The organism is Methylophaga thalassica MP (genome assembly GCF_000214595.1).
Lineage (GTDB): Bacteria > Pseudomonadota > Gammaproteobacteria > Nitrosococcales > Methylophagaceae > Methylophaga > Methylophaga thalassica.
On record NZ_AFIG01000001.1, the window covers coordinates 2,040,317 to 2,061,539 of the forward strand.

Genomic DNA, 21,223 nt, shown 5'->3' on the forward strand with positions numbered 1-21,223 from the left:
ATGTATCTAGTCCGTCTTATCTGTCTAAGCTTTTTTTTAGGCTTTAATCCAAGCTGGGCTAGCGAACATGATGTTGCTGTCGCCACTGCTCACCCATTAGCCACACAAGCGGGTATTGAAATTCTGCAACAAGGCGGCAACGCTTTTGATGCCGCTGTAGCCGTTACCGCCGCCTTAGCCGTAGTTGAACCAGCCGGTTCAGGTCTGGGTGGTGGCGGTTTCTGGTTGCTGCATCAGGCAGAAACCAATAAAGATATCATGCTAGATGGACGTGAAATGGCACCGGGTAAAGCCAGTGCAAGTATGTATCTCAATAAACAAGGCGAGTTTGAACAATCACGTTCACTCAATGGCCCACTTGCTGCCGGCATTCCCGGTGTGCCTGCCGGTATCGTTTATCTAAGCAAACACTATGGCAAACTGCCCCTTAAACAAAGCCTGGCACCGGCTATTCGTTATGCCTTGGAAGGCTTCGCAGCGGGGCAGCACTACACAGATATGGCGCGCTTTCGATTGCCGGTATTAAAGCAATATGCTGCCAGCCGTCAGCAGTTTCTTAAGGATGGGCAAGTCCCCAGTGCGGGCACTATCATTAAACAGCCTGATTTAGCGCATACCCTTAATAGCATTGCCGAACAAGGCAAAGCAGGTTTTTACCAGGGGGAGATAGCCCAGCGTTTAGTGCAAGCTGTTCAGCAACATGGTGGCATCTGGACTTTAGATGATTTACAGCGTTATGAAGTCAAAGTCAGACAGCCTATAAAAGGTCACTATCAAGGTTATACCATCACCTCTGCAACACTCCCCTCTTCCGGCGGTATAGTGATGGTCAATGCATTAAATCAGCTCTCTGCTTTTGACTTGGCTGATACAGATATCACACAAAAACGTCATCTGGTGATCGAAGCTATGCGTCGGGCATATCGAGATCGTAGTCGTTTTCTGGGTGATGCTGATTTTGTAGCTATTCCTGACTACTTAACCTCAGTCGACTATGGCAAACAACTCAGTGACACGATTGATCCTGTCCATGCTACGCCTAGTTCAGATGTCGCAGACAAAACCATTGAAGGTGAAGACACCACTCACTTTTCCATAATGGACAGTCAGGGCAACCGGGTGGCCGCGACCTTAAGTGTGAATTACCCCTTTGGTTCAGGCTTTGTTGCAGAAGGTACCGGGGTCTTATTGAATGATGAAATGGATGATTTTTCTGCCCCTTCCGGCGCTGCCAATGTCTATGGCCTGGTAGGGAATGAAGCCAATGCCATCGCACCCTATAAGCGACCATTGTCGAGTATGACACCGACCTTTGTCGAAAATAACGATGAGTTATTAATTACTGGCACACCTGGTGGCAGTCGCATTATCAGTATGGTTTTACTCAGCGTGCTTGATTTTGTCGAAGGCAAAACTGCACAAGCTATCGTTGCCGCACCGCGTTATCATCATCAATATTTGCCAGATGAAGTGCAAGTAGAAAATGTCGGATTCAGTGAGCAGGAACTGGATGCACTGAAACAACGTGGTCATTACATCAGCCCGCTGTCACGCCAATACGGTGATATGCACATTATCATCCAAGACAAACATAACGGCACACTGAGTGCGGCCAGCGATCCTCGTGGTGAAGGTCAGGCGACAGTCACCACGCTGAAAAAATAATCACAGCCGCATTTTTTGCGGCATGATGCCTTTTCTGGCTTGCGCTAATGCGCTGGTTTCTAAAATAATCAAACCCACCACGGTGAGTGAAATCGGGATCAGACAAAACCAGCCAATAACAGCAAGCTGAATCATTCGCATATTCGGATCTTCCTGTCCTTGTAACACCGCCCAGGCGATAATAAATAAGACGAGTGAGACGACATAGGACACGATAAGAAAACGACTACGTCGCCATGCACACTGCCAGTGAGCCAACACCAGCTCTGTTTTATTGGCTGGTCTATGCGCTTGAATCCAGATCGATAAAATCATCATCAATGAACAAGCGATCGGCACAGCAAAGATCAGCCACAGATTTTCAGTGGCAAAAAGAACGGCAGGTAATAAAAAGTGAAAGATAGCCATATTAAACATCATCCGCTCATGCGGCTGACTGGCGAGATGTGCAGTGTTATCAGTTTCAGACATAAAGACTCCCCTATTGATTATTCCGCACCTTTGCGTGCATCAGATAAAGCGGTCATTTCCAACATAAATAAAACTAAAACCATCAATAAAATAGGCACAGCAGCAATTCGGCTAAACACCACGAGCATAATGGTCGCCATATTGTGATCCGGCTGAACAGACGAAAGCAGCCAAGCCACCAGCATAATCAGAGCAGACACACCGTAGCTGATGAGCAACCACTGAGCATGTCGCCAAGCCAACTGCCAATGCTGCTGAATCAACACCGTATCATATTGAGCAAACTTGGCTTTCCAGGCAATCCAGCCTATGCTGACTAAAGCGCCAATCAGTGCAACACTCAAAATCCAGGCAATATGCCCGGAGCTGAATGCAGCCACAGGAAGTAATAAATGAAACAAGGCAAGATTGATCATCATTCGTTCGTGAGGCAGGCTGGCTTGTTTTATATCATTGTTCATCATGTCATCCATTAACATTTGCTAATATAGCTTTATGATGAACCTGATAGACAGTCATTGCCACCTTGATTTTGATGCTTTTGATGAAGACAGAGAGAAAATTCTTTCTGAATGTGCTTCTTCCGGCATCCAACAGATCATCGTACCTGGCGTTACTGTATCCCAGTGGCCAAAACTTATTAAAACGTGTGCCCAGAATTCGGCGCTTAGGCTGGCTTTGGGCTTGCATCCGATGTTTATGGCAGAACATAAACCTGATCATATTGATCAGTTACGCACAGCATTAATACAGAACAAAGCGATTGCGGTTGGTGAAATCGGTCTCGACTTTTTCATCGCTGATGCCGACAAAGAAGCACAAACCGAGCTGTTTAAAGCACAACTAAAACTGGCTGCAGAATTTGAGTTACCCGTTATTCTGCATGTTCGTAAAGCGCATGATGAAGTGTTAAAACTGCTGAGAGAAATTAAGGTGTCCGGCGGCATTGTGCATGCTTTTAATGGTAGTTTGCAGCAGGCAGAGCATTATCAAAAACTGGGATTCTTATTTGGGGCTGGTGGCGCAATTACTTATCCTCGGGCCAACAAATTGAAAACGCTGTTTACTCAATTGCCAGAAAAACATATCGTGCTGGAAACGGATGCGCCGGATATGCCTCTGGCAGGTTATCAAGGGCAGAGAAATACGCCAGAACGACTTCCCATGATTTTAAGCATGTTAGCAGAGCTTCGTCAGGTATCAGAACAATCGCTGGCAGCGGCTACCACAGCCAACTGCCAGAGAGTGTTTCATCTTTCTTAATCGTGATGACCAATTTCACTTTCCGTGAATAAGTAGTCTTTCAACTCATCATTAAACTTAGGATCACGACGACGAATCCATTCCAAAGTCATCGCTGCATGTTCTTTTTCTTCGTCACGATTATGTTCCAGAATCTTTTTCAATTCAGGATCATGACAGGCATCTACCCGTTGGTTGTACCAGTCAACAGCTTCAAGTTCTTCCATCAATGAAACAATGGCACGATGCATATCGCGAGTTTCATTGGATAATTCTTCAATAGGTTCGTGATAGCCTTCACTTGAACCGGCCATAAAAAGCTCCTCTCTCTTAATAGTTGGTTGTATACGACGTTCTTGTGAACGATGCTAAAACTAGCATGTAGTAGGATAAGTTGGCACTATCAGAGGTTAAAAAACACTATAAATAATTCTCAGGACCATCATGGCAAATAAAGATATTTCGCTGATTCTAGATACTGTTAACGACATTATTATTGGAAAACAACGACCTATAAAACTGGCACTGGCGTGTCTGTTAGCCAGAGGCCATTTGCTGATTGAAGATCTGCCCGGTGTAGGCAAAACCACGCTCGCTCACACGCTTGCGGCCACCATGGGGCTGACTTTTCAGCGCATTCAATTTACCAGCGATATGTTGCCTGCCGATATTATTGGTATCAGTGTCTATGATCGTGAATCGTCCAGATTTCATTTTCATCCCGGACCGATTTTTACTCAGTTTATTCTGGCTGATGAAGTGAACCGTGCCTCACCGCGCACCCAAAGTGCGCTGCTTGAAGCCATGGAAGAACAACAAGTCACCGTAGATAACGAAACCTTAAATCTGCCTGAGCCATTTTTTGTGATTGCCACGCAAAATCCCAGCCATCAGATTGGCACCTTTCCCTTACCTGAGTCCCAGCTGGATCGTTTCCTGATGCGGATTGAACTGGGCTATCCCGATGCTAAAGCGGAACGACAATTACTGATGGGCTCAGATCGACGTGAGTTGTTAAAGCAGTTGCAGGCGGTCAGCTCAGCTGAATCATTGCTGGCACTACAGAAACAAGCCAGTCAGGTTATTGTGTCTGATGCGCTGGTTGATTATCTGCAAAAAATTCTGCAGCACACGCGTGAGTCCGGTCATTATCACCATGGTCTGTCTCCCAGAGCCGGCTTAGGTTTACTCAGTGCAGCAAAAGCCTGGGCGTTTATTGCAGGTCGCGATCATGTTTTGCCCGAAGATGTACAAGCCGTTTTACCTAGTGTGGTCAATCATCGTTTGCAATTAATTGATGAAACACAAAAGCCAGACTGGATAGATCGCTTAATTCAACACGTCCCTATTCCTTAACGATGGTTAACAGCATGACTCAGCTCTGGCAGAAATGGCAGCAGCGTCAAAGGCAACGGATTTTTATCATGCCGTCAGCGTATGGCTATGCGTATGTCGTATTACTGCTAATCATGTTGCTAGGAGCGATTAACTACAATAACAGCCTGGGGTATTTACTGTGTTTTTTACTGGTCGGCCTGGGTCAGGTTACCATGCACCACAGTCACCGCAATATCAAAGGGCTGAGCGTCAATGTACATGGGCTCGATCCTGTTTTTAGCGGCCAGCCAGCACAGTTTCGGCTGACTACCACCAATCACAAACCTTATCCCAGTTATCAGCTTGAGGTGCGTCATAAAAGCAGTGCCAAGAAGTCACGTTGGCCATTTATCAAACGCTATCAATCACTGCAGTTATTAGATATCGTTGATGGCAATAATAACCAGTCATCAACCCTGAGCATTCCAACGCAAAAGCGTGGTTGGCAGTCATTAAATACCCTCAGTCTTGTCAGTTTTTACCCTTTGGGCCTGTTTCAGTGCTGGACATTATATGAAACCACGGCTCAGGTGCTGGTTTACCCTAGCCCTAAAGGTCAAAAACCCCTTCTGATAACAAATCAGACTGGCCAGGAGTCACATCAGAAAGAACAGCATGGCGAAGATGACTTTGCTGGTTTAAGACCTTATCGTGAAGGTGAAGCCCTGCATCGAGTCGCCTGGAAAGCGATGGCACGTGATGATCAGATGCGCAGTAAACAATTCTCCTCTCCACAAGGCCGAGAGCTGTTATTTCGCTGGGAGGATGTGACGGATCTGAAAGACACTGAACAAAAATTATCTCAGCTCTGCCAGTGGATTTGTCAGGCAGAACAACAAGGCGATCATTATGGCTTGATCTTACCTCAAACCAAAGTATCGCCTTCACATGGCCCATCACATCAGCAGCATTGTTTAAAACAGTTGGCATTGTTTGATGAAAAAAGCTGATTTGTCGCCACCACAATCCACGATAAACGCATTAATTATCGCCTTATCCATTGGCGCGATTCCACATATCATCTACCAACCGGCGTGGGTAGGCATGATGTTTGTCATCATGATCAGCTGGCGCTTATTACATCACTGGAAAAGTTGGCCACTGCCGACAGCCAGTCGCTGGTTAAAAGTGTTACACAATGGTATCGCCTTACTCACCATTGCCATACTTATTGCTCAATTTGGACTCACAATTGGCCGTGATGCAGGCGCTGCTTTGCTGACTATGATGCTGGCGTTTAAGGTCGTCGAAATACGCTCTCTACGTGACTTTTATCTCAGCTGTTTCCTGGGTTTCTTTTTAGTTATCACCAACTTTTTTTATAGCCAAAGTGTATTTATGGTGATGTTAATGCTGATTGTTGTCATCGCTTTGGGGTATTGCTTACTCAGTGTGAACAGTCAGGCAAGTGCACTCAATATCAAGCAGCGCTTATGGTTATCCAGCAAACTGGTGTTGCAAGCCACACCAATGATGCTGTTTTTGTTTGTATTATTCCCGCGAATCTCTGGCCCAATCTGGGGTTTACCACAAGATGCTAATGCCAGTCAGTCTGCTCAAATGACAGAGCAACTGACCTTAGGTGATTTACCGCCATCACAGGGAATGTCAGGCATTAATGATCAGATTCAAATGGGTAAAATTAGTCAGCTTATTCAGTCTGATGCCATCGCGTTTCGGGTGAAGTTTACTGAGAATAAGCTTCCGCCGAGTGCAAAACTATATTGGCGTGGTCCCGTTTTGTGGACAACAGATGGCACCGTCTGGTCGCCAATGATAGAAAAGCAATTACAGTCACAACAACCCCATATTCAGATTTCAGGATCGTCATACAGCTATCAGATGACCTTGGAACCACACAATAAAACCTGGTTATTCGCCCTCGACTTTCCAACCGAACAGCCACAAACCCTGGCAAGCCACCTCACCAGCGATGGGCAATTAAACAGTGATAAACCGATAAAACAACGCACGCAATATTCGCTGACATCCAGCCCGTCTTATAGATTTAATGCAGCGTCAGAACCAAACCTTCATGCAGCATTACAATTACCTGAAGGCAAACATCCCCAGACACTCGCTCTGGCAAAACAATGGCAACAACAGACCGACACACCTCAGCAGTACATCAGCACTGCATTAGCATTTTTTAATAACGACGGTTTTGTTTATTCATTAAGCCCACCAAGATTAAATGGCGATACCGTCGATCAGTTTTTATTTCAAACCAAAGAAGGTTTTTGTGAGCATTATGCCGCCAGCTTTACCGTGTTGATGCGGGCAGCAGGCATTCCAGCTCGGATTGTCACCGGCTATTTAGGCGGCGATCTTAATCCTGTAGATGATGTGCTGACTGTCAGACAGCGTGATGCTCACGCCTGGACAGAAGTCTGGTTGCCCCAGCAAGGTTGGCTACGTATCGACCCCACGTCCGCAGTATCTCAACAACGAATTGAACAAGGCATTGGCCGGCTGTTACCTCCAGGCAGACAATCCCCGGCGATGCTGGGTAACAATAACCAACTCGTCGCTGCTTGGAATAGTCTGAAAAATAACTGGAATGCATTTAATACCGCCTGGGATATGTGGGTTGTATCATTCGGGCCAGAACGTCAACTTGAGCTGTTATCAAAACTCGGTATGTCTAATCCCAACTGGCAAAAAATGACTGTCGTGCTGACGCTTTTATTTGTTCTGACCGGATTAGTCATGATGCTCAGCGTCTGGTTTAAACGACCGCATATTGATCCAGGGGTAACCTTGTATCAGCAATTCTGTAAAAAGCTTGCCAGACTAGGTATAGAAAAAGCAGACCATGAGGGACCACAAGATTTCGCCCGACGCGCGAAAGTGACTTTACCCGAATATCACCATCAAATCGATAAAATTACCTCACTGTTTACAGCATGGCGTTACCGCCAGCAGGATGAACAGACGCTGTCTTCCTTACGTGAACAGATAAAGGCTTTTACTCCAAAGCGCTAAGTCACTTTGCCAAGCCGCGTGATTTTGCGGAAAATAGGCAGCCCTGATTCGTTGGTTTTAAGGAACACGCATGGCACATTCCAACCCCCTGTTCGAACGTACTCACATTTTGATTGGTGATGAAGGTATCGAAAAGTTGCAAAACAGCCATATTTTTCTTGCCGGTATTGGTGGTGTCGGATCATACACAGCGGAAGCGTTAGCCAGAATGGGTGTGGGTAAAATGACACTGGTTGACCATGACGTAGTATCCGGCTCGAACATGAACCGCCAGCTGGTTGCGCTACGTTCGACTGTCGATGTACTAAAAGCGAAAGTGATTGCTGAACGCATTAAAGACATTAACCCCGACTGTCAGGTCACCTTAATCACCGACTTTTTAACACCCGAATCTATTCCGACGGTTTTATCTCAAGGTTATGACGTCGTCATTGACGCCATCGACAGCTTGAGCAGTAAAGCCGCATTACTGGAAACCGCCTGGCGTAATGAAATGACTGTGTTTGCCAGCATGGGCGCAGGCGGAAAACTCGATCCCACTCAAGTAAAAACCGGGGATTTAATGGATACCTCCATTTGTAAACTCGCCAAACACCTGCGTGGGCAATTACGTAAACGTGGTGTTGGCAGAGGTATTCAGACGGTGTATTCATTAGAAGCCCCTCTTCCTCCACTACCACCAGAACCCGTTAGTCGTGGTCGGGCTCGTGCGGTGAATGGCACGGTGAGTTATATGCCATCTATCTTTGGGTTAACGCTGGCAGGCTTAGTTATCAATCACATCATCGGTGACTCACGACGTGTCTGATCCCACCGATGTGATTAACTGCAATGAGTTTATGTTGCAGCAACTCCAGACCTTACTCGGTCAGTACGGACTGGAAATAGAAAGAATCTCAAGTGATGAAACCATTCCTGGCAGCTTTTTTGGTGAACGTGAAGCGGGTTTAATTGGCAATAAGCTTATCGTCCGTTCCGATACGCCGGTTCATTCTGTCTTGCATGAAGCGGGGCACTATATCTGTATGGACCCAGAACGACGTGCCAACTTACACACTGATGCTGAAGGTGACTACGACGAAGAGAACGGCGTCTGTTATCTGCAAATTCTGTTAGCCGGTCATATCCTGCAAATGGGCCGGGCTCGTATGCTCAGAGATATGGACCGCTGGGGTTACAGCTTTCGTCTAGGCAGTGCCAAAGCCTGGTTTGAGCAAGATGCCGATGATGCTCGTCAGTGGTTACAGCACTTCAATATTATTGATTCAGAGCAACAGCTCACCGGGCTCGTTCGTAACAGATAATCATTGAGCCTCTCCCTGTTTTCTTTTTATATATCAGTCCTTTTCGCCAAGACATAGAGTTGAACAACTTTCTATACATGTATTACATTGCCACCCATACTTGTCCAATAAGTTGTACATATTAAGGTGTGTTATGAAAATTGTTTCTTTTACCGAAGCACGTAATAGTTTGAAGGCTGTTTTAGATCGGGTTATCAATGACGCTGACACCACGGTTATTACACGTCGAGACTCTCAGGATGCGGTGGTGATGTCATTAGATTATTACAATAGCCTAATGGAAACCGTTCATTTACTTCGTTCACCAATAGATTAGTCTATGCCGTGGATGACGACGCAATCACCATTATTTCCTGCCGTTATCATTATTAAGGTCATATCGAAAAGAAAGTCATGCATCGTTGGGTTTCGCTAGTGCTCTACCCAACCTACACAATAAAAAAATTCTCTTTCGTAGGTTGGGTTGAAGCATGAAACCCAACAAATACAACTACTTCAAAAATCTCATTTTCACTGTACACTGACCACTAAAATCAAAACTTAATTAAGGCTTTTACAGGAGGCACAATGAGTACGCCGATTTCTTCTCCCGTCACTGATTTACTTGAAGCTCAAGGTATTACGTTTGAAGTGATTGAAATCCCCTTAACCGAAGATAAAAAACCGGTACGTAATCTCGAAGAGCTGTTAAGCAGTCAGGGACATGATCCGAAGTCTGTGGTGCGTAGTCTGCTGTTTAAAACCGGTTCTGATAATTATGTGCTGCTGGCCGTGGCCGGAGGTGGTCGTGCAGATTGGGGCATATTAAGAAAACATCTGGAAGAACGAAAACTGCGTATGGCCGAGTTTGATGAAGTGCCAGAAGCGACCGGCTACGTGGTGGGTGCTGTGCCACCGATTGCTTTACCTGATAGCGTGACAGTGTTACTCGATGAGAGCGTGACTCAGTTTGATAATGTGGTGATTGGCAGTGGCGTATTAGGTTACGCTTTAGGCTTAACTTCAGCCGACTTACAAAAAGTCATGGCCGATGTCGATCGCGGTACCTTTGTTAAAGAATAAATACGTGTATCGATAAAGAAAAAGGGCTGACATCTTTCAATGTCAGCCCTTTTTTATGGCTTAAACCTTAAGCTCAATCTGCGTCGTCAAAGTCCCCTTTCCGGGTGGGATTGGGTTTAGCCGACTTTGAACGTTTCTCGGCTTTTTCATGATGTGAGTCTGAATGCTGTTGATCATCAGTATCATCATTAAACAGCTCTTTCACTTCCACCTCATTCACCATACGCAGTGGCGCCGCAGGCGCTTTACCCTGTTTGTCCTCACCAAAGTATAGAGTGAGATGTGGGAATGGAATTTCGATACCCGCCGCATCCAGATGACGTTTAACCAAACGGTTATAGGCACGACCGATACTCCACTGACTGCCCGGTAAGGTTTTGATTCTGACACGCACATTGACTGAACTATCTGCCAGCGCAGTGACCCCATGTACTTCCAGTTCTTCTGTCAGGATTTGTGAACGATTAGCATCATCTGACATCAACTCAGCAAAGGCTTCACGTAATTTAACGATCACTTCATCCGTATCTTCACGATAAGCGACACCATACTCACCGACATGGTAGGCAAACTCACGCATATAGTTAGATACCGTGCCGACAGATGAGAACGGAATAATATGGAAAGTGCCCGACAAATCACGTAAGCCTAAAGAACGAATGGTCAGTTTTTCTGCTACACCGGTAATACCATCAGCAGTGACCACATCTCCGGTATTTATCGCATTCTCTAACTGGATAAATATTCCGGTAATCACATCCTGCACCAGCTTCTGGGCACCAAAGCCAATCGCTAAGCCCATTACACCTGCACCAGCAATCAAAGGACCGATATTGATACCAATTTCAGACAGCACAATCATCGTCGTCATCACAATAATGGTGATGGCAATGGCATTTCTGAAAATGGTAAGTAAGGTTTTCTCTCTGGCGCTCGGCATGCGACCACTTTCTTCCGGATTCAAGCGGTGTTCTATCCAGCTTGCCAACACGATCCAGGTCAACATGGCCACCGCAATAATGAAGAAAATCGAAATGGCTGAGGTAATCACGTGCATACCCACTGGTGAGGCAAGCCATGCAGCTAAATTAACGATGCCCCACGCATCCAGAATTGTGCTGATAATGAGCAGTACAACAATCAGTTTGAACACTTTGAATACCCGAGGCAGTTGCTCGTTTATTCGTGCCTCTGCATTGGCTAAGTGCTGGTTGAGGATATAAGGCAGTCTGATGCTATAGCTCGCTGCCATATCCAGTAAAGCGATAATCCCCATACCTACTAATGCAGCGATCACCGTTTTCAGTGTGGCTAATAATATGATGGGTAAGGCTTCTTCAGAATTAACGAGTAAACCTGCACCCAGCACTAAAAAGTAGGCAATGGCAAACCAATGCCAAGTTTTCGCCAGTACGCGGAGGGTGACATCATTCACGCCAAAATGACTATGTTTCGCTGTAGCAATCAACTGCTCTCTCACTATGTTTTTATTACGCAAAACCACACTTAATGCAAAAATCACCGTAAACAGAACAATAAACAAATTCGCTAATTGACTCAGGCTTTCTGAAATTGACATGGCAAGGAATGGCACGATAAACAACGTGCCATAACCCACCAATGAGACGATTGTTGAGAAGAAGCTAGACCAGTAACGCGCTGTTTCCGAGGACAGACTTAATAAACGTAACCCTTCGTTCCTAGACGCAAAGATCGCTCTGATAACAACTTTGGTTAATTCCACTGCCAGGAAAATATTCAAGAATAAGGTTTCAGAAACCGCGATTTCACCCATTTTTCCGACACCCAACAGAGCCACGCCGTATCCGGCAAGCCACGCAAATGCAACTACGGCGACATCCACTACGGTAGCGATGATGACCGCGGTGACTTTGATAACCAGCGCATGGGTATTGTGTTCACGTAAGGCAAATTGATTGGTACTACGGAAAATAATTCGGGCCAGTAAGCGAAACAAAATAAAACTGGCAATGGTGGCAGCCGCGACAATCGCCACTGAGATTAAATCTGAGAACCAGCCTTTAGTGGTTTTATCTGTGCCATCCCAGATTGAAGTCAGTGCCTGCCAACTTCCTGTTAACGTCGACATCATGGTTTGCACAACGGTCTGACTTTTTTCAGCTATGGCTGCAGCAAACGAATCATCTACTTTCTTTTCAGATGCTTTTGCTTTCTCAGCAGATGAAGTTTCAGTGCTCGTTTTATCCGCATTTTCGGATAAACCTTTTAGCTCTTTGATCAACTTATCGCGAGAATCAGGATTTTCGATAATATTCGCTAAACTTCGATATACATCTGCTTGAGATTCACTGCCAGATGAAGCTTGTGCTTCCTGTGCTGCGGTATTTGCCATTGAGATGGCAGGTAATGAAACCGCTATCGTGAAAATAAAAAGAAATAAGAATTTTGTTAGAGAAGTCGTTATTAAAACGTTTGGCACAAAGCACTCCCAAATTAGGCCAGATTAAATATTGTGAAAAAGATAATGGTATGCAACCTTACCAATTCAGCAAAGCACACACAAATTACTACATATGAATGACAGTGAATAAATCGTGATGATTCCATCGCCTGTCACACTGGTAGAATAACCCTACTCTTTGTCAAAGACCATGACTAACCAGACGCATTTCAAATAGGAATTATTATGGATTCTGATATCCGACTCAGCTACGCCGGATTGTTAAAAAATCATTTTGGATTGATTGCAGCAGCCTACCTGGCGGTTTTTACCGGTAATCTGGGACAAAGCTTTTTTATTGGCCTGTTCAGGACCGATATCAGTGAATATCTCAATATTTCTGCCGGTGAATTTGGCTCACTCTATGCTGTCATTACCATGATAAGTGGTTTTCTGGTGATGCATTTTGGTCCCAAGATTGACTGGATAGCTCCCCGACGTTACGTGCTGAGCGTACTTACTGCACTGACCATAGGCGTATTAATGCTCACCCTTTCTCCCTGGTGGGGCTTATGTATTTTCGGGCTGGGTCTACAACGTTTATGTGGTCAGGGCTTAATGACTCACTTTGGCAGCACCCTTGCCGGACGCGAATTTAAAACCAATCGTGGTAAAGCCCTAGGACTTGTCACTTTAGGCATGCCTACCGGTGAAATCATCTTACCGCCCATTATTGCTTTGATGGCCGTCAGCTACAGCTGGCAACAAGTCTGGTGGAGTATTCTGGCTGTGCTGATTGTGCTGTGGGTGTTACTGATTCTATTTGTTGACTGGCCGCCAGCTCCACGTCAAAAGCATGAAAACAAACAACATAAAGACGCTGGGCCCAGCCCGACTCGCGATCTGCGTTTCTGGTTATTGCTACCGATGCTGATGGTATTGCCTATTACCCTGACCGGTATTTTTATCTATCAGGCTCAGATGACTGTCGACTTATTAGCCAGCCCAACCACTTATGCACTGGCGTTAACTGGTCTCGGTATTGCTCGTTTCCCAGGTGCGTTATTAGGTGGCCGCTGGATTGATGAATACGGTGCCACCACACTCGCCAAACTTTATTTAGTGCCGTTTGCTTTGGCCTTATTATTTGCAGCGACCATCGGAGGTGATATTGGAATCTGGGTATTAATGCTCGGTGCGGGCACCGCTCTGGGTATGTCCTCCCCTATCGGTGATACCTTATTAGTACGGCTGTGGGGACGTGATCACCTGGGTCAGGTACGATCATTAAAATCCGCCTTTTTAGTGTTTTCTACCGGTATCGCACCGGCATTTTTGGGCTTTATGATCGATGCCAGCGTGACCTTTCAGAGCATCCTATTGGGCATGCTGACTTTCTTAGTCATCGCCTGGGTATTAGCACAAGGGCCCATTAGAGAAGCGCATAATAGCCCGAGCGATTGATGATGGAATCATTGCTCAGGCTATTTAAGACGCTTCATAGAATATTTAAGAAAACTATGGGCAGGTATAACCACCATCAATCACTAAGTCTGTGCCGGTCATAAATGATGATTCATCAGAGGCCAGAAAAATTGTGCCGTAAGCGATTTCGTGAGGTTTACCAAAGCGTTTCATCGGCACCATTGAGATAAGCGGTTCCCATTCCTCTTTTGGCACACTGCTTTCAAATAAGTTGGTATCAAACATCCCCGGACAAATCGCATTGACGCGGATATTGTCGCCGACAAACTCCATTGCCGCTGATTTGGTCATTAAACGCACAGCGCCTTTTGTGCTCTGGTAAGCGGTTGAAACACCGGCCCCAGCAATACCGTAAATGGAAGCAAAGTTAACTATCGAACCACCACCCGCACGTTTCATCGCTGGTACTGCTGCTTTCATGCCTAATAAAACACCTAGCTGGTTGATATTCACTATCTGGTAAAACTTCTCGACAGTGTGCTCTAATAAACCAGCGTGATAATAAATCCCGGCATTATTCACCAGCACATCCAGACGACCAAAGTGCTTTTCGGTTTCAGCTACTGCATCAATCCAGTCTTGCTCCTGAGTAACATCAAGTGCGACAGCAATCGCTTCACCGCCATTCTGATTTATTTCTTCAACCAGATTAAGCGTCTTTTTCCAGAGGGCATCAGCAGGTTGTTCTTCAGCAATGATCGGATCTTGCTTTAAGTTAGCAGCAACAATTTTTGCCCCTTCTTTTGCCATCATCCGGACCTGCTCACTACCCAGCCCACCACCAGCACCTGTGATTAAAATGACTTTATTGTCTAATCTACCCGCCATTATCGTTTCCTCTAATCTTTTTAAATAATGAAAAACAATGGAATTACATTGCTTGTTGGAAACATCGTAAGAGCGAAAAAAAAGTGCCGCAAGACGGCACTTTTCAGAGACTTAGTTACTTAAAAGTAACCTATGGCATCGATTCAGAACGAGTTTTTTATCTAAGCCAAGAAAAAGACTTACGTGGCAGATAAATTAATCCGCATCAAACACCCTGACTAATAATTGGCGTATTGCTTCCGGTTCAAAGGGTTTATCACAAATGGCGGTGACACCTGCGGCTTTCACTTCACCCAAACGGGCAGCATCGTCATCACTGGTGACCATGATAATGGGAATAAACGCATTATTAAGTTCGTTACGCACATATTCCACTAATTGTTTGCCATCCATATTGGGCATATTCAAGTCGGTAAAAATAAGATCAAACTCATTATTTTTAACGGCTTCTGCCCCCTGCTTGCCATCATTTGCTTTGGAAATATCACTCATCCCCAGATTTTTTAACACACGAGTAATGTGGTTTCGGGCAGTCAGGCTATCGTCAACGACCAGCACTTTAAGTGCTGTAATATCGTAGTTATCTAACTCAAGCCTGGCAGGTTCCATGAAATCAATGGTGGTTGCCAGGGCTTTTTCTAAATCATGACTATCGAAGGGTTTTGGCAGCAGTGCCACAATTCCAGCTTGGCGAACATCGTCTAATTCCTCAAAACGGGTTTCACTAGAGACCAGCATAAAGTGAATATTGGTTTCACTTTTGATCTTACGAGCTAATGCAATCAGTTTTGCTGCATCCATATCCGGTAAATGCAAAGCACTAATCACCAGATCTGGCGGGTATTGCATCATGATTTTTAATGCTTCCATACCGGAAGCCACACCCTCAATGTTATATACACCGGCCTGTTGCAGGTGGGTGACAATAATTTTCCGCTGGGTTGAAGATGGCTCTACTAGAACAATCGACAAATCCGACAAACTCACTGAAGCCATAGTCCAACTCCGTTGTTATAAAACAGGCTAAGCCTAATATAGCAAGAAGAAACAAAGCTTCATAATCTAAAGTCGCGATTGTGCTTGTAGATTAATTGCAGTCAACTTTAATACTTTTCCCCTAACTATTAGCTAGTTAGCTTTGGATTAACAAAACTCATCATTAAATTACTAAATTTTCATTTTTTAAGGTCGTTAAGGATTAAAGGTAGTTATCAACCATGTCTTGCCAACTACAGCCGTTTTCTCGAGGAGTAAATATGAGCATAGGAAACATTTATCACAATGCATCAGTGATGAAAAAATCGATGATTCCACCTGCTGTCATGACTGTGATGCTCACTATCCTACTCATCGTCATCACAACAAACCTCAAAACTGTCTCTAATAACATTGATGATGTTGTTTACAACTTAGCACCGGATACGGATTTAGCTGCCCAAATCATGAACAAAGTGAATGAGAAAAGGCTGCAGGTGAAAAACTATATCAAGACTTCCGATAACAGTAATGTAGAAAAATTTAAGTCGATAGCTGACGAATTACAACAGCTTATTACTACGGCTCAGACAGACATTAAAGCATCAGATCGCGTCAAGCTGATTAATGAAATTGATGAATTAAACAGTCGTTATGATGAAGCTTTTCATAATGATGTTGTCGCTAACATGTCCATCAGAAATAACATCGTTTATGACAACTTAAATAAAAATGGGAAGTTAGCTGAAAAAAGTTTAGATGGCATACTGAATTCTGCCCACGATAACTATGATATCGAAGCCACTTTTTATGCAGGGGAAACACTTAAGTCTTTTTTATTATCACGACTCTATGTCTTCAAATATTTAGATACCAATAGTATTGATGATAACAACCTAGCTCAAAAAGAACTTAAATCCACCCAACAATGGTTAGAAGAATTACTCGCCAACACAATAGACAACCAAAGCTTGCAGTCTGCCCGTGAAGCAGCCATACAAATCGAAGCGTATAAAAACGGTTTTATCGAGTTAGTCGCAGCTATTACAAAAAGAAACAATGCTATCAATAATGTGTTGGACACAAATGGCCCTATCATTTCCAGTAAAACGCAGGCTCTGAAAGACAGTGTGTTTAAGTCAATGATTGAGCAGGGAGAACAGGCAAAAACCAATATCATCAAAACAGAGCGCTTTAGCTACCTTGTCTATGCCATTGCGGCTATCGCTGGCATATTTATTTCTTTCAAACTCGCGCAGGGCATCGTTAACCCCATTGAAAAAATGAAAGGCGTTATGGACAAAGTGGCTGATGGTAACCTGACCCTACGTATCGATATTGATAACAAGGATGAGCTGGGTCAGTTTGCGGATAATTTCAATCAATTTGTCGCCCAATTAGAACAACTGATAAGAGAAATTGCACTGGCAACTGAACATCTATCTACTGCTGCTGAAGAAACCTCCAGTGTGACAAGAGACTCCACACAGAACATTCTCAAACAGCAAAATGAAACCAGCCTGGTAGCTACTGCCATCAATGAAATGACAGCCACTGTTCGTGAAGTCGCCACCAATACTGAACAAGCTTCGCTGGCGGCATCCAATGGAGATCGTGAAGTACGTTCTGGGCAGCTGGTGATCAACCAGATGGTTGAATCCATCGAGCGTTTAGTGAATGAAATCGAGCACTCTTCAGGCGTTATTCAAACGCTCAAAACAGGTAGCGTCAACATCGAGACCGTATTGGACGTGATTAAAAATATTGCTGAACAAACCAATCTATTGGCATTAAATGCAGCCATCGAAGCCGCACGCGCCGGGGAGCAAGGAAGAGGCTTTGCGGTGGTGGCAGATGAGGTTCGCTCACTGGCGCAAAAGACACAAGAATCAACATTGGAAATTGAACAGCTTATCGCCACATTACAGTCCAATGCTGACGACGCAGTTAACTCAATGAATTCCAATAAACTCAGCGTCAGTGCTTTGGCTGAGAAAACCAGCCAGGCAACCGAATCATTGAATAGCATCACTTCTGTCGTTTCATCCATCACTGAAATGAATGCTCAAATCGCCACAGCAGCTGAAGAGCAAAGCTACGTTGTCGAGGAAGTGAACAACAACGTCCACAATATTCAGATTATTTCAGAGAGTAATGCCACGGCTTCTCAACAAATATCATCAGCCAATAATGAAATTGCAGACTTAAGTGCCAAACTCAAAATTCAGGTAATGCGATTCCAGGTTTCCTAACTTATAAAGATGATCCAGCCAGTCTCTTTAAAGAGGCTGGCTATTTTTTTACTTCCCAACCCCTCATTTTCCTGTCAAATTTTTCACACTGACTTTTATATTATTAGTGACTCACCTATGCTGTATGTGTCAACTGATAAAGGAACCTTATGCCTGAAGATCTGCACATCAAGATTCGTAACTTGGAAAAATCCGATTATCCCCAACTCAAATTATTGATGGATAAAATTTACGATGATATTGGTGGCGCCTGGCCAGAACATACTATTTTCAAACTGATTGATGACTTACCTGAAGGCCAGATTTGTATTATCGATCACGACACCATTATCGGTGTGGCCTTGTCGGTACAAGTGAACTATCAACGTTTCAGTAATCCGCATACCTACGATGATTTAATCAGTAAAAAAGAAACCATTCTGAATAATAAAAATGGTGATGCTCTATATGGGCTGGATGTACTAATTCATCCAGATTATCGGGGTTACCGCCTAGGCCGTCGTTTATACGAAGCAAGAAAAGAGCTGTGTCGCCAACATAACCTTAGAGCCATTCTGGCCGGTGGCCGTATTCCAAATTATCACCAGTATGCTGACGAAATGACGCCTGCCGAGTATTTTGAGGCCGTCAAAAACAAACGTATTTATGATCCCATTCTCACCTTTCAGTTATCGAATGACTTTCAGGTGACGCGTTTATTAAAGCAATACCTGCCTGAAGATGAAAAATCTCAGGGTTACGCGACGTTGCTGGAGTGGCGCAATATTTTTTATGAACCGGAAAGTACCGTTATTGAGACCCGGAAAACTCAGGTTCGTATCGGCGCGATTCAGTGGCAAATGCGTGAAGTCGAGTCTGTTGAAGAATTGTTAAGTCAGGTCGAATATTTCATTGATGCCTTATCCAGCTATAAAAGCGACTTTGCTCTGTTCCCTGAGTTTTTCAACTCTCCATTAATGGGACTTAGCCCCGATCAACGTAATCAAACCGAAGCGATTCGTTTTTTAGCCAGCTTTACTGAACGTTTTAAAACAGAAATGTCGCAAATGGCTGTGAGCTATAACATCAATATCATCACCGGCTCCATGCCATTATTGGAGGACGATGTTCTCTATAATGTTAGCTATCTGTGCCGTCGCGATGGCACGATTGAACGACAAACCAAAGTTCATATCACCCCACATGAACGTCGTGACTGGGTGATTGAAGGCGGTGATCAATTACAAGTCTTTGACACCGATGCAGGTCGTGTTGGCATATTGATTTGTTATGACGTCGAATTTCCTGAGCTGGCTCGTTTATTGGCACAACAGGATATGGATATTCTTTTTGTACCGTATTGGACTGATACCAAAAATGGTTATCTTCGGGTACGTCACTGTGCCCAGGCTCGCGCCATTGAAAATGAATGTTATGTAGTCATTTGTGGCAGTTGCGGCAACTTGCCTCAGGTAGAAAATTTGGATGTGCAATATTCTCAGGCGGCGGTGTTCTCCCCTTCTGATTTTTCCTATCCTCACGATGCCGTGATGGCTGAAACAACTCCAAATACCGAGATGATTATGTTCTCTGATCTGGACTTGGATAAACTCAAACTGACTCGCAGTGAGGGCTCGGTAAATAACCTAAAAGACCGACGAACTGAACTCTACACACTGAAGTGGAACGGCAAAACTAAATGACAGAGCATCCAATCATCAGTCAGATCAAAGCAGCAGACGAAGCCATCATCGCAGAAGACTTCGATACGTTATTAGATATTTACACTGACGATGCGCTGCTAGTGGTACAACCCGGCATGAATGCGATCGGCAAAGCTCAGATCCTTCAGGCATTTGAGAAGATTGCTGTTTATTTTCAACATGGTTTACAGATAAAACAGGCGGCATTAGAAATTTTAGAAACCGGTGATAGCGCTCTGGTACTAGCCAATACCATTATCTCTGCACCAGGTATCGAACCGACCACAAGACAAGCGACGTATGTCTTTGTTAAAAACAGCGATGATATCTGGCGATGTGCTATTGATAACTCTTATGGACATGCCATTCTTCAGAACAAATAAAAGCAGTGTTACTCATGAATACGAGGCTAAAATGGAATTAGAAACACAAACAGCTCATATCGCTATGGAAACGGATATTGACCCTGCTGCTGGAGATCAAGCCTATTTTTCTGTATCCACCACCAAGCTGAAATGGCTTTATCTCGCCACATTTGGTTTATATGGTATCTATTGGTTTTATAAAAACTGGAAACTTCAGCAGCCTTTTATCGATGGCAAAATTATGCCGGTGATGCGTGGCATATTTTCTATTTTTTTCACTCATGCATTAACTAAACGCATCAAACAAAGTATGTTGCGCCAAGACATTCCAGAAAATAAACATTTAGGTTTTCTTGCAACCATGTTTGTCTTACTGGTCATTTTTGGCAACCTCGCAAGCACCTTAGCTGATAATCATGTGGTACCTGAATATTTCAATATTATCTGGCTGGTATTGTTTTACCTGAGTGTTTACCCATTGATTGAGCTACAAGACAAAATCAATATGCTTAAGGATGATCCCATTGGCGCCATTAACTCACGCTACGACTGGCGAGGCTATACCGCCTTATTCATAGGGGGAGTACTGTGGCTGTTGGCTATCCTTGGTGCAGTTGCCTTAATCGCACAAAACTAAAAGGAGACATATCGTGACATTAGAAAACGTATACCACATCGCATTTACCGGTTTATTTATCATCTTATTAACGCTGTTAGTGCAATGGTTTATTGCCAGTAAGACCAAAGCCTCACAACCGGGTGCCATTCCAGGAAAAATTGATGAACACTTGAGTCATTCCTCATTTGTGTTCCGTGCCCACCGCACCTTTATGAACTCACTGGAAAACCTACCTTTGATGCTTGGAACATCATTTATGGCGATTCTTATTGGCGCCAATGCTCTATGGACGGGGATTTTTATCTGGGTATTTGCCATCGCACGAATTATCCATATGGCCTTATATTATAAAATTGCCACTGAAAAAAACCCCAGCCCAAGAACAGTATTTTTCATGATTGGTTTACTGGCAAATATCGCACTATTAGTCCTGTGCGCCATCACACTTTTATAATGTTGTGTTGATTTAAAAAATCCAAAATTAACCAA

At 44.2% G+C, this 21,223-nt stretch carries 22 protein-coding genes; 16 read left to right on the top strand and 6 right to left on the bottom strand.

Features of this window, described 5'->3' with window-relative positions; all coding sequences use genetic code 11:
- Positions 1-1,665 carry a gamma-glutamyltransferase gene (gene ggt, locus MAMP_RS09580; RefSeq protein WP_007145832.1) on the top strand — a complete coding sequence of 555 codons (1,665 nt, stop codon included), beginning with the start codon at positions 1-3 and terminating at the stop codon, positions 1,663-1,665.
- Here the strand turns inward: ggt and MAMP_RS09585 are convergent, their stop codons facing one another.
- Positions 1,666-2,136, bottom strand: a complete 471-nt coding sequence (locus MAMP_RS09585) for a hypothetical protein (protein ID WP_007145833.1) — start codon at positions 2,134-2,136, stop codon at positions 1,666-1,668.
- Positions 2,137-2,153: 17 nt separating this feature from the next.
- Positions 2,154-2,597 carry a hypothetical protein gene (locus tag MAMP_RS09590; RefSeq protein WP_040576503.1) on the bottom strand — a complete coding sequence of 148 codons (444 nt, stop codon included), beginning with the start codon at positions 2,595-2,597 and terminating at the stop codon, positions 2,154-2,156.
- Positions 2,598-2,634: 37 nt separating this feature from the next.
- Between MAMP_RS09590 and MAMP_RS09595 the strand changes: the two genes are divergently transcribed.
- Entirely contained in the window at positions 2,635-3,399 is a 765-nt protein-coding gene (locus tag MAMP_RS09595; protein WP_237701204.1) for a TatD family hydrolase, read from the top strand.
- Here MAMP_RS09595 and MAMP_RS09600 read toward each other — a convergent pair.
- Positions 3,396-3,692: an encapsulin-associated ferritin-like protein gene (locus tag MAMP_RS09600; RefSeq protein ID WP_007145836.1), complete on the bottom strand. Its 297-nt coding sequence runs from the start codon at positions 3,690-3,692 to the stop codon at positions 3,396-3,398. The genes MAMP_RS09595 and MAMP_RS09600 overlap by 4 nt on opposite strands.
- Before the next feature lie 130 nt (positions 3,693-3,822).
- Between MAMP_RS09600 and MAMP_RS09605 the strand changes: the two genes are divergently transcribed.
- The 8 genes from MAMP_RS09605 to MAMP_RS09635 all read left to right on the top strand — a co-directional run bounded on the left by MAMP_RS09605 (position 3,823) and on the right by MAMP_RS09635 (position 10,106).
- Positions 3,823-4,734, top strand: a complete 912-nt coding sequence (locus MAMP_RS09605; protein ID WP_007145837.1) for an AAA family ATPase — start codon at positions 3,823-3,825, stop codon at positions 4,732-4,734.
- A gap of 14 nt (positions 4,735-4,748) precedes the next feature.
- On the top strand, positions 4,749-5,705 hold the full coding sequence (locus tag MAMP_RS09610) for a DUF58 domain-containing protein (RefSeq protein ID WP_007145838.1): 957 nt from the start codon (positions 4,749-4,751) through the stop codon (positions 5,703-5,705).
- On the top strand, positions 5,692-7,740 hold the full coding sequence (locus tag MAMP_RS09615) for a transglutaminase TgpA family protein (protein ID WP_007145839.1): 2,049 nt from the start codon (positions 5,692-5,694) through the stop codon (positions 7,738-7,740). Before MAMP_RS09610 ends, MAMP_RS09615 begins: the two co-directional genes overlap by 14 nt.
- A gap of 70 nt (positions 7,741-7,810) precedes the next feature.
- Positions 7,811-8,548: a tRNA threonylcarbamoyladenosine dehydratase gene (locus MAMP_RS09620; RefSeq protein ID WP_007145840.1), complete on the top strand. Its 738-nt coding sequence runs from the start codon at positions 7,811-7,813 to the stop codon at positions 8,546-8,548.
- Positions 8,541-9,044 carry a hypothetical protein gene (locus tag MAMP_RS09625; RefSeq protein ID WP_007145841.1) on the top strand — a complete coding sequence of 168 codons (504 nt, stop codon included), beginning with the start codon at positions 8,541-8,543 and terminating at the stop codon, positions 9,042-9,044. The genes MAMP_RS09620 and MAMP_RS09625 overlap by 8 nt, the downstream gene beginning before the upstream one ends.
- A gap of 133 nt (positions 9,045-9,177) precedes the next feature.
- The gene (locus tag MAMP_RS09630; protein WP_007145842.1) at positions 9,178-9,360 is read left to right on the top strand and encodes a type II toxin-antitoxin system Phd/YefM family antitoxin; all 183 of its coding nucleotides are present in this window, start codon (positions 9,178-9,180) and stop codon (positions 9,358-9,360) included.
- An 8-nt stretch (positions 9,361-9,368) separates the two neighbouring features.
- Complete coding sequence (locus tag MAMP_RS15920; protein WP_083821524.1) at positions 9,369-9,416, top strand: hypothetical protein; 48 nt, start codon at positions 9,369-9,371, stop codon at positions 9,414-9,416.
- Positions 9,417-9,611: 195 nt separating this feature from the next.
- Positions 9,612-10,106 (top strand): aminoacyl-tRNA deacylase, encoded by a 495-nt coding sequence (locus MAMP_RS09635; RefSeq protein ID WP_007145843.1) that lies wholly within the window; start codon positions 9,612-9,614, stop codon positions 10,104-10,106.
- Positions 10,107-10,179: 73 nt separating this feature from the next.
- Here MAMP_RS09635 and MAMP_RS09640 read toward each other — a convergent pair whose 3' ends face one another.
- A complete protein-coding gene (locus MAMP_RS09640) occupies positions 10,180-12,567 on the bottom strand; it encodes a mechanosensitive ion channel domain-containing protein (RefSeq protein ID WP_139031858.1) in 2,388 nt (795 codons plus the stop codon).
- Positions 12,568-12,774: 207 nt separating this feature from the next.
- Here MAMP_RS09640 and MAMP_RS09645 point away from each other — a divergent pair, with 207 nt between their 5' ends.
- Positions 12,775-13,992, top strand: a complete 1,218-nt coding sequence (locus MAMP_RS09645; RefSeq protein ID WP_007145846.1) for an MFS transporter — start codon at positions 12,775-12,777, stop codon at positions 13,990-13,992.
- A 54-nt stretch (positions 13,993-14,046) separates the two neighbouring features.
- Here the strand turns inward: MAMP_RS09645 and MAMP_RS09650 are convergent, their stop codons facing one another.
- Together MAMP_RS09650 and MAMP_RS09655 are read right to left on the bottom strand one after the other, a co-directional pair.
- On the bottom strand, positions 14,047-14,841 hold the full coding sequence (locus MAMP_RS09650) for an SDR family NAD(P)-dependent oxidoreductase (RefSeq protein ID WP_007145847.1): 795 nt from the start codon (positions 14,839-14,841) through the stop codon (positions 14,047-14,049).
- 195 nt (positions 14,842-15,036) lie between these two features.
- On the bottom strand, positions 15,037-15,837 hold the full coding sequence (locus MAMP_RS09655; RefSeq protein WP_007145848.1) for a response regulator: 801 nt from the start codon (positions 15,835-15,837) through the stop codon (positions 15,037-15,039).
- A gap of 260 nt (positions 15,838-16,097) precedes the next feature.
- Between MAMP_RS09655 and MAMP_RS15710 the strand changes: the two genes are divergently transcribed.
- The 5 genes from MAMP_RS15710 to MAMP_RS09680 all read left to right on the top strand — a co-directional run bounded on the left by MAMP_RS15710 (position 16,098) and on the right by MAMP_RS09680 (position 21,188).
- Positions 16,098-18,068 carry a methyl-accepting chemotaxis protein gene (locus MAMP_RS15710; RefSeq protein ID WP_007145849.1) on the top strand — a complete coding sequence of 657 codons (1,971 nt, stop codon included), beginning with the start codon at positions 16,098-16,100 and terminating at the stop codon, positions 18,066-18,068.
- 149 nt (positions 18,069-18,217) lie between these two features.
- On the top strand, positions 18,218-19,750 hold the full coding sequence (locus MAMP_RS09665; protein ID WP_007145850.1) for a bifunctional GNAT family N-acetyltransferase/carbon-nitrogen hydrolase family protein: 1,533 nt from the start codon (positions 18,218-18,220) through the stop codon (positions 19,748-19,750).
- A complete protein-coding gene (locus MAMP_RS09670; RefSeq protein WP_007145851.1) occupies positions 19,747-20,133 on the top strand; it encodes a YybH family protein in 387 nt (128 codons plus the stop codon). Before MAMP_RS09665 ends, MAMP_RS09670 begins: the two co-directional genes overlap by 4 nt.
- A gap of 31 nt (positions 20,134-20,164) precedes the next feature.
- Entirely contained in the window at positions 20,165-20,752 is a 588-nt protein-coding gene (locus MAMP_RS15715) for a hypothetical protein (protein ID WP_007145852.1), read from the top strand.
- A 13-nt stretch (positions 20,753-20,765) separates the two neighbouring features.
- Positions 20,766-21,188 carry an MAPEG family protein gene (locus MAMP_RS09680; RefSeq protein WP_007145853.1) on the top strand — a complete coding sequence of 141 codons (423 nt, stop codon included), beginning with the start codon at positions 20,766-20,768 and terminating at the stop codon, positions 21,186-21,188.
- Positions 21,189-21,223 lie beyond the last annotated feature (35 nt).